Source organism: Nocardioides sp. (assembly GCF_030655615.1).
Taxonomy (GTDB): domain Bacteria; phylum Actinomycetota; class Actinomycetes; order Propionibacteriales; family Nocardioidaceae; genus Nocardioides.
Genome location: NZ_JAURVJ010000035.1, coordinates 1 through 11,577 on the forward strand (window position 1 = coordinate 1; position 11,577 = coordinate 11,577).

Below are 11,577 nucleotides of genomic sequence, written 5' to 3' on the forward strand. Positions count from 1 at the left end.
CGGTCGGCAGCCGCTCGGTGAGCCAGCGCGGGTCGGCGTCCACGACGGCCAGCCGCTCGCGCGTCACCCGGTCGTCGAGCACGGCGACGTCGCGGTGCTGCGGGTGCACCAGCAGGTCGGCCGGCACGTGGCGCAGGTGCAGGCCCAGGTCGGCCGGCACGACCGCCGCGACCCGACGCGCCGGACCGTCGCCGACCGCGGTCAGCACGACGACCACCGCCGGCCCCGTGCCGCCACCACGTCCGGGCATCCACCACGGCAGCTTGACGATGCGCCGGCGTACGACGCGCCCGATGGCCGGCACCGGCACGACCGTCCCGGCGGCGATCTCCGCGGTCGCGGCCACCAGGACCTTGCGGAACCGGCGCTCGGCCCGGCCGAGGACGACCGGCCACCAGAAGATCACGACGAGCTCGAGACCGATCCCGCCGAACAGCAGGACGTAGGCGTAGTCACCGGCACCACCCACCACGGGCCCGCCGACGATCACGCCCAGCGCCACCCCGAAGGCGGCGAGCATCAGCCGGGTCGGCCACGCGATGTCGTTGAGCACGAGGTGAGCATGCCCACTAGATCGCGGTCGACTCCGGGGCGGGCTCGTCGGCCGTGTTGGTGACCCGGGTCGCGGCGCGCGGCAGCACGTGCGGCAGCCGCAGCACGCACAGTGCCCACACCCCGCAGAGCACCAGCGGCCCCGCCCACGCGGCGGCAGCACCCCGGTCGAGGAGGGCGGCGTAGACGAGGGGGGCGACGGCGCTGGAGAGGTTCCAGCCGAGCTGGACGACGGACATGTAGGTGCCGCGGTGCTCGTCGGGGGCGGTCTCGGCGGACAGCGCGCCGAGCACCGGCCCGGCCACCATCTCGCCGACGGTGTAGACGACCGCGGCGACCAGGACCACCGCCGTCGCGAGACCGACCGAGAACGCGTCGGCGGCCAGCATCATCACGAACGACGAGGCGGTGAAGCCGATCGCGGCCAGCACGACGCGGTAGCGCGCCGCCCCGGTCATCGACCTCACCACCAGGCCCTGGCCCAGCCCGATCATCACGGTGTTGACGACGAAGACGATCCCCGGCACCCATCCGGGCAGCCCCAGCAGGTCGGCGAAGTAGACCGGCATCGTCACGTTGAGCGTCATCTCGGTGAGCGCGTAGAGGAAGATCACGACCACCAGCAGCCGGTAGCCACGGTCGTGCGCGACGACGGCGACGCCGCTGCGCCGCACCTCTGCCCGCTCCGGCCGCCCACCGGACTCGACGCCGGTCATCAGCGCGAAGGCCAGGAAGTACGACGCCCCGTTGGCCAGCACGACCGCGTCGTAGGCCGTGCTCGAGCCGATCGTCAGCGCGACGCTGGCGAGCAGCCCACCCACGCCGTACCCCGCGTTGCGCAGCGCCTGCACGAAGCCGAACCAGAGCTCGCGCTCCCCCGGCGGCGCGATCTGCGTGACCAGCGGACCGTTGCTGCTCCAGAACATCGTGCGCCCCAGGCAGGTCACCCCGACGACGAGGCCGACCGTGACCACCGACCCGGCGAACGGGTAGAGCACGAACATCGCGCCCTGCAGCAGGTTGCCGACTTGCATGACGGCCTTGGGACCGAGCCGGTCGACCAGCCGGCCGATCACCGGCACCAGCGGCGTCACCGCCAGGTTGGCGACGGTGATGACCAGGCCCAGCTCGACGAGCGTCAGGTCGGTCTGGCGCAGGAAGTAGAGCAACGAGAGCGGCATCCAGATGCCGCCGCCGAGCGCGTCGATGGCCAGCGCCGACACGAACGCGCGGTGCCTGCCGACCGCAGGGAACCCGAGACGAGACAGCACCCGAGCATCGTGCAACCTCAACCCCTGTTGAGGGCAAGCAGGTATCGGACCTGACCATGGGACGCGGATAGTCTCCGAGTCATGACGTTCTCGATCGTGGCCCGCTCCGACGACGGCGAGTCCTGGGGCGTGGCGGTGGCCTCGAAGTTCCTGGCCGTCGGCTCGGTGGTGCCCGCGGCGGTGGCCCAGGTCGGCGCGCTCGCGACCCAGGCCCACGCCAACGTGGCCTACAAGGGCATCGCCCTCTCCCACCTCGACGAGGGCGCCACGGCCGGGGTCGCGCTGCAGCGGCTCCTCGAGGAGGACGAAGGCCGCGACCACCGCCAGGTCGGCATCGTCGACGTCGACGGCGGGGCCGCCTCCCACACCGGCGGGGCCTGCATCGACTGGGCCGGTGGCGTCACCGGCGACGGCGTCGCCATCCAGGGCAACTGCCTGGCCGGCCCCGAGGTCGTCGAAGCGATGCGTCTGTCCTGGGAGGCGGGCGTCGAGACCCCGTTCGCGCAGCGGCTGCTCGACGCGCTGGCCGCGGGCGACGACGCCGGCGGTGACAAGCGCGGGCGGCAGTCGGCGGCCATCCTGGTCGTCCGCGACGGGGCGGGGTACGACGGCGGCGACGACATCGACGTCGACCTGAGGGTCGACGACCACGAGGCGCCGGTCACCGAGCTGGCCCGGCTCCTCGAGCTCAACGAGCTCTACCTGGTCGCCTCCACCGACGACGAGAAGGTCACGGTCGACGACGAGCTGCGGGCCGAGCTCGAGACGTTCGCCCGGTCGCAGGGTCACCCCGACTTCACCACCTGGGTCGGCACCGAGAACTACGAGATGCGCGTCGACGACGGGCTCGACTGGATCGACGAGCGGGTCCTGGCGATCGTGCGGGGCACGCAGCCCGAGCAGTGAGCGTCCTCGCCCTCCACGCCGGCGCCACGGGCGTCACGGCCCTGGTCGTCCGCGCGGACGGCGCCGTGGCGGCCCGCGGCCACCACGACCTCGCCCAGCACCACCCCCGGCCCGGCTGGGTCGAGCACGCCCCCGAGGAGATCTGGCGTGCCACCCTCGGGGCCGTCCGCGAGGCGGTCGAGCAGGTCGACGCCGGCGAGCTCACGGCGGTCGGGATCGCCAACCAGCCCGAGACGGTCGTGCTCTGGGACCGCGACACCCTCGGCTCGCCGCGGCGCGCGATCGCCGCCAGCGACCGGCGTACCGCCGACATCTGCACCGGGCTGCGCGACGCCGGGCACGCGGACCGCGTCACCGAGCTGACCGGCCTCCCCCTCGACCCGCGCTTCTCCGCCACCAAGCTCGTCTGGATCGCCGAGAACGAGCCCCACACCTGGGCCCTCGTCGAGGCCGAGCGCTACGCCGTCGGCACCGTCGACTCCTACCTGGTCGCCCGGATGACGCGCGGCGTCGAGCACGTCACCGACGTCTCCAACGCCTCAGGCACGTTGCTCCTCGACCTCGCCTCCGGCGACTGGAGCGAGGAGCTGTGCGGCCTGTTCGGGGTGCCGCGCGACGCGCTGCCCGAGCTGGTGCCGAGCTGGGGCGAGCTCGCCCGCACCGACCCGCGCACGTTCCTCGACCTCGAGCTGACCGTCGCGGGCCAGGCCGGCGACCAGCAGGCGGCCCAGCACGGCCAGGCCCCCGCCGACGACGGCGACCCGGTCCCGACCCCCGCCCGTCAGGCGCCGACGGGCGAGCCCACCCCTGCCCTCGAGACCGTCCCACCCGACGCTGCCGCGTACGGCGCGGCTCTCCTCGCCGGTCTCGGCACCGGCGTGTGGGGCTCGTTCGACGAGCTCCGCGACCTGCGCCGGCGCCACCCCTAGCCCTAGCCCGGACCAGCCGTCAGGACAGGCGCTTCAGCGCCGCGGCCGCCTCGTCGCGCTCCGACACGGCCTCGTCGAGGGTCTCCTTGGCCTCGTCGCGCACGGTCTCGGCGTCGCCCAGCTCGTCGTCCACCTCGTCGTAGGTCTCCTCGAGAGCGGCGATCTTGCGCTTGAGCTCGTCGATCTCGCCCTCGATCTGCAGCTGCCGCGAGCGCAGCTCCTCGACCTCGGCGGCGGCCTCGTCGTGCGCGCCGCGGGCCTCCTCGACCTGCTCCTCGGCCTGGTCGAGGGCGTCCTGGGCCGCGGCGCGGGCCTTCTCGTCCTTGTCGGGGTCGGGCACCACGGTGAGCTTGGGCGGCGCGGGAGCCGCCTCGGCCTCACGCGGCGTCGCGGTGAAGCCGAGCGCCGCGGGCACCGCGACCGCCGACTCCACGTCGACGTCGTCCATCCCGGTCGTCGCGAGGGAGGCGACCAGCATCCCGCTGCGGACCGCCTCGCCGCAGCGCTCGGACACCATCGCCGCGGTGAGCGTCGCCTCGACCTGGTCGGCGACCGCCTCGGTGACCTTGACGCCCTCCTCGCGGGCCAGACCCCTGGCCTGCGTGGTGATCGCGGCGGTGAGCTGGCGGCGCTGCTTGGTGAGCGCCCGCAGCTCGGAGCCCGACATGCCGGCCTGGGCCTCACGCAGCGCGGCCCCCATCGCCAGCACCTGCTCGACCTGGTCGGGGTCGCGGCGGACGAACAGGTTGACCACCCAGGCGGCCAGCGACGGCTTCTTCAGCGCCTTGAGCGGCGCAGCCAGGTCGGTGCCCTTGTGCTCCTTGGCCCGCGCGTCACGGGCCGGCGTGAAGTCGCCGAGCGGCAGGGCGTAGAGCGCGTCGGCGATCTCGAGCAGCTCGTCGCTCACGGCCGTCCCTCCGCGTCCCAGGCGCGGTGCGCCGCCAGCATCCGGTCGAACAGCGCGTGCAGCTCGTCGTCCCCGACGTCACCGAGCGGCAGGCCGATGGCGTCGAGCGCTCCGCGCCACCCGTCGTACGTCGTCAGGTCGCGTCGGTCCACCCCGTCGGCGTCGATCCGGGTGGCGACGCAGCCGCGCACCGTGTCGGAGCCGAGCGGATCGCGCCGCTGGACCACCAGCACCTTGGTGAACGCCCCGGTCGGCGGGGTCGACAGCGCCGCGTGCGCCGGCACGACGACGTCGTGTCCCGTCGGCCGGTCCCGCACCTCCAGCCCGGTGAACGACCCGGTCGGGTCGTTGGCGAACGACCACCCGGCGTCGCTGACGTCGGAGAGCGCGAAGCGGAACGGCCCGTCGACGACGTCACCGTCGACCAGCGGCAGCGGGTCGAGCGGACCCTCGCCGAGCCCGACGTCGGGCGACCAGCGACCGCCGGGGTTGGTGTCGGTCGGCAGCCCGGTCACGACGAGGACGAGGTGGTTGAGCTCGGGCTGGTCGCGGTGCTCGGGGAGGGTCCAGACGTGGCCGTGGCGACGCTCGACGGCGTACCCCAGCTCACGCAGGGCGGTCTCGAGCGAGCCGTTCTGGTGGAAGCAGTAGCCGGCGCGGCCGACGTCGGCCACCCGGGCCAACGAGTCGACGGGCACGACCGAGGGCGGCCGGCCGAGCATGATGCCGAGGTTCTCGTAGGGCACCCGCGTCACGTGGGCCCGGTGGATCGCCACCAGGGACTCGACCGTGGGCGGCAGGTCGGCGTCGAGCCCGAGCCGCTCCAGGTAGGCCGCCGTGGTCACGAGGCTGAACCTAACCCAGCCGCGAGCATCGAGACCGCGAGGTCGATCAGCTCGCCCCGGTCGACCCCGGGCGGGCGCTGCAGGGCGATCCGCAGGCAGGTCGAGACCAGCACCCCCATCGTCATGAACACGACCGCCTCGAGCCGCTCCGGCGCCAGGTCGGGCCGGTGCCGGCGCGGGAGCAGCGAGGCGAGCTGGTGCAGGTCGGACTCGATCTCGGGCAGCACGTTGGCGTTGTGGCCGGCCGGCATCTGGTTGACCAGCGCCAGGATCACGGCGCGGTGCCGCTCGAAGCCGTCGACCAGCGTCTCGACGATGGTGCGCATCGCCGCGTCGAGGTCGAGCTCGAGGGCCGCGACCACGCTGACCATCAGGTCGTCGCTGATCGCCCGCACGGCCTCGTCGCGCAGCACCGTCAGGATCTCGGCCTTGGAGGCGAAGTAGCGGTAGAACGTGCCGGTGCTGACGTGAGCCTGCTCGACGACCGCCGTCGTGGTGAGCCGGTCGTAGCCCCGCTTGTCGAGGAGCCCCAGCGCCGTGTCGAGCAGGAGCCTCCTGGTCTGCGCGGCTCGCTCCTGGGTCGGCAGGGCCCGCTGCGACATGGTGCTCCAGAAGTGAATAGAAGGTGAGGATCATTCACTTTAGCCTCGGACCATGGCCGACACCACCGTTCCAGCCAGCGTCCCCACCAGCCTCCGCCGCCTCGACGAGGCCCGTACCCGGTTCGGGTCGTTCGCCGCGACCTACCTCGACGCGATGCACGACGGCGACCCGCTCGCCGACGCGTTCGTGGCCGAGTTCGACTCGCTCGGCCACGGCCGGGCGATGCGGATGCTGCGCACCGCCTGCCGCGAGGGCATCGACGCGGTGCCCGACGCGCCGGCCTCGCTGCGCGACCTGTTCGCCCAGCTCGACGCCACCCCCGACTGGGTCGACACCGCGCGGCTCGACCACGACAGCCGCTTCGTCTCCCGCTACACGCGCCAGGCCGGCATCGTGCTCGGCGCGGCGTCCCTCGTCAGCGGCTACGCCAACTCGGCCGCGTCCCGCCCCCTCGAGATGACCGGGCGCTACGTCGAGGACGCCGGCGCCCGCACCGTCGAGGTCGCCTCGTGGCTGATCGCCGTCAACGAGCCGGGTGGGCTCGAGCGCCTCTCCCCCGGGTTCGAGCTCACCGTGCGCGTCCGCGTCATCCACGCCCTCGTGCGCGCCGACCTGACCCGGCGCCCGGACTGGGACGGGGCGGCCTGGGGCGTGCCCATCTGCCAGGCCTACCTGGCCTACACGCTCGTCGAGTTCGCGCTGATCCCGCTGCGGGCGAGCCGCGACATCGGGGCGCCGTACCTCCCCCACGAGGAGGCCGCCTCCTACGCCCGCTGGCGCTACCTCGGTCACCTGCTCGGCATCGACGAGACCCTGCTCCCCCGCGACCGCGCGGAGCAGGAGCGGCTCGAGGCCGTCTACCTGATGACCCGCCCGCCCGTCGACGACTTCTGCCGGCGGCTGGTCGCCAGCATCAACGCCGACTTCCTCGTCGCCGAGATCGAGGGCATCACGCCCCGGCCGCTGCACCGCTGGGCGCCGACCGCCGTGCACGCGCTCGAGCGCGTGTTCCTCGGCGACGAGATCGCCGACGAGCTGGCCATCCCGCGCACCCGCCTGGTCGGCGTCGTCCGACGGGTCGGCCCGGCCCTCGGCCTCGTCAACACGGCCCTGGACCGCGCCTCCGTCACGCTGGCGCCCCGCGCGCGGCTCGGCCGGCGCTACCAGGAGCGCCAGGACGCCCGGCTGCGGCGCGACTGGGGCGTCCGGCACGACCTGGTCGACGCCTCACCCGGCGGCGGGCGACCCCACCCGGCCCGCGGCGACACCGTCGACGGACCCGCTCAGTCCTCGTCGTCGGAGTCGAGGCCACGCTCGATCGCGTAGCGGGTCAGCTCGACCCGGTTGTGCATCTGCAGCTTGCGCAGGGTGTTCTGCACGTGGTTCTGCACGGTGCGGTGCGAGAGCACCAGCCGCTCGGCGATCTGCTTGTAGGACATCCCCTTGGCAACCATCTTGAGCACCTCGGTCTCGCGCTCGGTGAGCTCGGGGTTGCCGGTGATCGAGGTGTCGCCCGCGGGCTCGGAGAGCCGGCGGAACTCGCCGAGCACCAGCCCCGCCAGGCCGGGGGTGAAGACCGAGTCGCCCCGGGCCACCCGACGTACGGCGTCGAGCAGCTCGGCCCCCGATGCCGACTTGACGAGGTAGCCGGTCGCGCCCGCCTTGACGGCCTCGAGGACGTCGTCCTGCTCGCCCGACGCCGACAGGATCAGCACCCGCGCGCCGGGGTCGGTCTGCAGCACCGACTTGGTGACCTCGACGCCGTTGGGGCCGGGGATCTGCAGGTCGAGCACGACGACCTGCGGCCGCGCCGCCGGGAAGCGCGCCAGCGCCTGGTCGCCGTCGGCGGCCACCGCCACCACGTCGAAGCCCGCCGCCTGCAGGTCGCGCTCGACCGCGTCGCGCCACATCGGGTGGTCGTCGACCACCATCACCCGGATCGGCTCGGGCTGGTCCGTCCCCACGTCTGTCACGCGCCCGACCCTAGTCGCGAGTAGCGCCCGCGGCGGTGCAACAGGGCGTCCTCGTCGTCGCCCACCACGAGCGACCCGACGTCGAGCGGGCAGGTCAGCAGCAGCGACCAGCCGACCTCGACGGCCGACTCCACCTCCACCGCGCCGTACGACGTCGCGTCGGCCAGCAGCGGGCCGTGGGCGGTCGGCTCGAAGGGCCCGAGGCGGAACGGCCCGCCCGGCGCGGGCGACACGCCCGCGAAGGCGTCGGCCAGGTCGCGGTGCTGCCACGACAGCAGGTGCACGACGGCGCGACCGGTGCGCTCCACGGTGTCGGCCAGGTCGGAGTCGGGGTCGACCAGTGCCAGGAGCCGGGGGGTCTCGCCGTGCGCCAGCATCACCGACGACACCGTCAGGCCGGCCCAGCCCCGCGGCGCGTCGCCGTCCCCGGCGGTCCACAGCGTGACGGCGCCACCGAGCCGGCCGCGCAGGCGGCGTACGGGGTCGTCGTCGGTCGCGAACGGATGGCCGGAGTGGATGGTCACGGACGGATCATCGCGCCCGTGGTGGTGGACGGGTCATCGCGGGACCGAGAACTCCCACTCGGTGCCGAACGACCCGGTCGTCAGCTCGGCCGTGCCGCCCAGGTCGCGGATGCGGCCCTGGATCGACTCGAGCACGCCGAGCCGGCCCTGGGCGGAGGCCTCCGCGAGCCGCCCTTCCGGGATGCCCGGCCCGTCGTCGCGCACCGACACCTCGACCCGGTCGGCGAACGACTCGAGCAGCACCCAGGCCGGCGCACCCTCGCCGACGTGACGGCCGACGTTGTCGAGGCAGGCCTCGACCACGGCGACGACCTCGGTCGCCGTCGCCGCGGGCAGGTCGACCGACCCGCCGGGCACGGCCACGTCGACGCCGGTGCGGTCGCGCAGCCGGGCGAGCGCGTCGGCGAGGTCGACGACGCCGCTCTCGACCTGGTCGCGCAGGGCGTCCTGGGACCGGATGAGCGTGCGGAGCCGCTTCTCCTGCTCGCCGGCCAGCTGCCCCAGCTGGGCCGCGTCGCCCCCGAGCTCGGTGCCCCGCCGCTGCACCAGGGCGAGCACCTGCAGCACCCCGTCGTGCACGACGCGCGCGAGCCTGGCCCGCTCGGCCGCGGCCGCGGCGGACTGCTGCGCGGCGTCGCGCTCGACGGCCATCTCCTGCAGCGACCCGCAGAGGAACCCGACGATCGGGCCGCCGATGAGCAGCAGGTAGGCGTTGCCGATGTTGGTCTGGGTGATCTCGGCGCGCAGCCACAGGTCGGCGCCGACGATGACGACCGCCGCGCCCAGCCCGCCCCACTGCCGGAACCGCACGGCCCAGGCGAGCAGCGCCGCCATCACCCAGAAGCCCGGCACCGTGGCGTCGAAGTCGGCGCCCTTGACCAGCGGCGTCAGCAGCAGCGCGGCCAGCGCGACGCCGGCGTCGGCCAGCAGCATCGGGATCGACCGGCGCACGGCGTCGGTGTAGGCCCAGGTGACGAACCCGGTCCACACGCTCATCCCGGCCAGGATCGCGACCCCGCCCCACGGGTGGACGAGGTCGTCACGCTTGTAGACGTTGATGACGATCGCGTTGAGCAGGGTGATGACCCGCAGCACCGCCAGCGCCCGGAAGAGCCGGTCCTCGACGGCGACCGCCGCCCGGACCCCGCTGGAGCCGTAGCGGCTCACCCCGTCAGGACGCCTTCTTCTGCTCGGCCGCCGACTCGGCCGCCGACTGGGCCTTGGCCTTCGCGTCGGCCTCGAGCCGCTTGGACTCCTCCTTGGCCTGGGTGGCGTACTTGTCGACGTACTCCTGGCCGGAGAGCCGCATGATCTCGTACATGATCTCGTCGGTGATCGAGCGCAGGATGTAGCGGTCGTTCTCCATGCCCTCGTAGCGCGAGAAGTCGAGCGGCTTGCCGAAGCGCACCATCGGCCGGGTGATCGAGCCGAACTTCTTGCCGGGAGGCGCGACCACGTCGGTGCCGATGACGGCGATGGGGATCACCGGTACGCCGGTCTCGAGGGCCAGGCGGGCGACCCCGGTCTTGCCCCGGTAGAGGCGGCCGTCGTGCGAGCGGGTGCCCTCGGGATAGATCCCGAACAGCCCGCCCTCACCGAGGACCTTCTTGGCCGACATCAACGCACCGGCCGCGGCGTCGGCGCCGGAGCGGTCGATGGGCACCTGCCCGGAGCCCGAGAAGAACTGCTTCTGCAGCCAGCCCTTGAGGCCCGGGGTCGTGAAGTACTCGGCCTTGGCCACGAAGGTCACCCGCCGCGGCAGCGTCAGCGGCATGAAGAGCCAGTCGGCGTAGGAGAGGTGGTTGCAGGCGAGGATCGCGGGACCGTCCTCGGGGACGTGGTCGACCCCCTCGGTCTGTGGCCGGAACACCAGCTTGAGCAGCGGACCGAGCGCGATCAGCTTGAGGAACCAGTAGAACAACGCAACCCCTTCGATGCTCCGCCACGGCCTGCGGCCCCGACCCGCTGAACCCTAGTACCTCCGGAGGCCTCACCCCTAGGTATCGGTACCCAGTCCGACGGCGCCGCCCGGCCACCACCCGGCCGCTCTGGCGCACCCGTGCGCGATGATCACCGCCATGACCACCCCGCCGGCGCAGGCGCCGTCCCACGAGCCGCTGACGATCGCCGCGCAGCCCGACCTGACGGGCGGACGTCGCATCGGCGTGCTGCTCAGCCACGGCTTCACCGGCTCGCCCGTGTCGATCAGGCCGTGGGGCGAGGCGCTCGGCGCGCGCGGCTACGGGGTCGCCGTACCCCGGCTGCCCGGGCACGGCACGCGCTGGCAGGACCTCAACGCCCTCCGCTTCGACGACTGGTACGGCGAGGTGGCGCGGGTCTTCGACCAGCTCTGCCTCGACCACGACGCCGTGGTGGTCGGCGGGCTCTCGATGGGCGGCTCGCTCGCGCTCAAGCTCGCCGAGGACCACCCCGACCGCGTCTCGGGGCTGGTGATGGTCAACCCCGCGCTGGCCACCAAGCGCCTCGACGTCAAGCTGCTGCCGGTGCTCAAACACCTCGTGCCGTCGTTCCCCGGCATCGCCAACGACATCAAGAAGGAGGGCGTGCAGGAGGGCGGCTACACCCGCACCCCGCTCAAGGCCATCCACTCCTTCATGCAGGCCTGGCCGACGATCATCGGCGACCTGCCGCAGGTGACGTGCCCGGTGCTCTACTTCCGGTCCAGCGAGGACCACGTGGTCGACGCGAGCACCCGGCCGATCGTCCTCGACGGCATCTCCTCGACCGACGTCACCAGCGTCGACCTCCACGAGAGCTTCCACGTCGCGACCCTCGACAACGACGCGCCTACGATCTTCGAGCAGTCCGCCGACTTCGTCGCGCGGGTGACGGGTGCCCCGGTCCTCTGACCTCCCGGGTGCGACCGGTCGGCCGACTCGAGCGATCGCACGAGTTGACCGGCCTCCCCCCCCGTTCGCCCCCACCAACTCGAGCGATCGCACGAGTTGACCGCCCCCGACCCCCGACCAACCCCACCAACTCGCGCGATCGCACGAGTTGGGCGCCCCCAGCCCCGTTCGCCCCCACCAACTCGAGCGATCGCACG

13 protein-coding genes are annotated in these 11,577 nt (G+C 73.4%); 4 read left to right on the forward strand and 9 right to left on the reverse strand.

The features are described 5' to 3' along the window. Both Q7T52_RS03110 and Q7T52_RS03115 read right to left on the reverse strand, forming a co-directional pair. Window positions 1–553 (reverse strand): hypothetical protein (locus Q7T52_RS03110; RefSeq protein ID WP_304799298.1); only part of this gene is annotated, 553 nt, incomplete at its 3' end. 16 nt (window positions 554–569) lie between these two features. After that, window positions 570–1,823, reverse strand: coding sequence for an MFS transporter (locus Q7T52_RS03115; RefSeq protein WP_304799300.1), 1,254 nt, complete (start codon window positions 1,821–1,823; stop codon window positions 570–572). 81 nt (window positions 1,824–1,904) lie between these two features. Between Q7T52_RS03115 and Q7T52_RS03120 the strand changes: the two genes are divergently transcribed. Then, window positions 1,905–2,729 (forward strand): DUF1028 domain-containing protein, encoded by an 825-nt coding sequence (locus tag Q7T52_RS03120; RefSeq protein ID WP_304799302.1) that lies wholly within the window; start codon window positions 1,905–1,907, stop codon window positions 2,727–2,729. Beyond that, a complete protein-coding gene (locus tag Q7T52_RS03125) occupies window positions 2,726–3,658 on the forward strand; it encodes an FGGY family carbohydrate kinase (protein ID WP_304799304.1) in 933 nt (310 codons plus the stop codon). Before Q7T52_RS03120 ends, Q7T52_RS03125 begins: the two co-directional genes overlap by 4 nt. A 19-nt stretch (window positions 3,659–3,677) precedes the next feature. On the opposite strand, the gene Q7T52_RS03130 is transcribed toward Q7T52_RS03125, so the two are convergent. From Q7T52_RS03130 to Q7T52_RS03140, 3 genes are read right to left on the reverse strand one after another with little or no spacing between them, the layout of a single operon-like run. Beyond that, complete coding sequence (locus tag Q7T52_RS03130; RefSeq protein ID WP_304799306.1) at window positions 3,678–4,565, reverse strand: hypothetical protein; 888 nt, start codon at window positions 4,563–4,565, stop codon at window positions 3,678–3,680. Further along, complete coding sequence (locus Q7T52_RS03135) at window positions 4,562–5,410, reverse strand: arylamine N-acetyltransferase (RefSeq protein WP_304799307.1); 849 nt, start codon at window positions 5,408–5,410, stop codon at window positions 4,562–4,564. Before Q7T52_RS03135 ends, Q7T52_RS03130 begins: the two co-directional genes overlap by 4 nt. Further along, entirely contained in the window at window positions 5,407–6,012 is a 606-nt protein-coding gene (locus Q7T52_RS03140; RefSeq protein WP_304799309.1) for a TetR/AcrR family transcriptional regulator, read from the reverse strand. Before Q7T52_RS03140 ends, Q7T52_RS03135 begins: the two co-directional genes overlap by 4 nt. A gap of 52 nt (window positions 6,013–6,064) precedes the next feature. On the opposite strand from Q7T52_RS03140, the gene Q7T52_RS03145 reads away from it, so the two are divergent. Beyond that, window positions 6,065–7,339 carry an oxygenase MpaB family protein gene (locus Q7T52_RS03145; protein ID WP_304799310.1) on the forward strand — a complete coding sequence of 425 codons (1,275 nt, stop codon included), beginning with the start codon at window positions 6,065–6,067 and terminating at the stop codon, window positions 7,337–7,339. Here the strand turns inward: Q7T52_RS03145 and Q7T52_RS03150 are convergent. Genes Q7T52_RS03150 through Q7T52_RS03165 form a run of 4 tightly spaced genes read right to left on the reverse strand, consistent with a single transcriptional unit; the run spans window position 7,297 to window position 10,431 of the window. Continuing rightward, complete coding sequence (locus Q7T52_RS03150) at window positions 7,297–7,944, reverse strand: response regulator transcription factor (RefSeq protein ID WP_304799318.1); 648 nt, start codon at window positions 7,942–7,944, stop codon at window positions 7,297–7,299. The genes Q7T52_RS03145 and Q7T52_RS03150 overlap by 43 nt on opposite strands. Window positions 7,945–7,982: 38 nt before the next feature. Next, on the reverse strand, window positions 7,983–8,510 hold the full coding sequence (locus tag Q7T52_RS03155) for a flavin reductase family protein (protein ID WP_304799311.1): 528 nt from the start codon (window positions 8,508–8,510) through the stop codon (window positions 7,983–7,985). Between the two features lie 33 nt (window positions 8,511–8,543). After that, window positions 8,544–9,677, reverse strand: coding sequence for a MacS family sensor histidine kinase (gene macS / locus Q7T52_RS03160; RefSeq protein WP_304799313.1), 1,134 nt, complete (start codon window positions 9,675–9,677; stop codon window positions 8,544–8,546). A gap of 4 nt (window positions 9,678–9,681) precedes the next feature. Next, entirely contained in the window at window positions 9,682–10,431 is a 750-nt protein-coding gene (locus Q7T52_RS03165; protein WP_304799314.1) for a 1-acyl-sn-glycerol-3-phosphate acyltransferase, read from the reverse strand. Window positions 10,432–10,588: 157 nt separating this feature from the next. Here Q7T52_RS03165 and Q7T52_RS03170 point away from each other — a divergent pair, with 157 nt between their 5' ends. Continuing rightward, a complete protein-coding gene (locus tag Q7T52_RS03170) occupies window positions 10,589–11,380 on the forward strand; it encodes a carboxylesterase (protein WP_304799316.1) in 792 nt (263 codons plus the stop codon). Window positions 11,381–11,577: the final 197 nt, after the last annotated feature.

Excerpts from the sequence above, each read along its gene's own strand:
- Q7T52_RS03120 (WP_304799302.1), top strand. The coding sequence starts at position 1,905 with ATGACGTTCTCGATCGTGGCCCGCTCCGACGACGGCGAGTCCTGGGGC.
- Q7T52_RS03140 (WP_304799309.1), bottom strand. The coding sequence starts at position 6,012 with ATGTCGCAGCGGGCCCTGCCGACCCAGGAGCGAGCCGCGCAGACCAGG.
- Q7T52_RS03145 (WP_304799310.1), top strand. The coding sequence starts at position 6,065 with ATGGCCGACACCACCGTTCCAGCCAGCGTCCCCACCAGCCTCCGCCGC.
- Q7T52_RS03150 (WP_304799318.1), bottom strand. The coding sequence starts at position 7,944 with ATGGTGGTCGACGACCACCCGATGTGGCGCGACGCGGTCGAGCGCGAC.
- Q7T52_RS03170 (WP_304799316.1), top strand. The coding sequence starts at position 10,589 with ATGACCACCCCGCCGGCGCAGGCGCCGTCCCACGAGCCGCTGACGATC.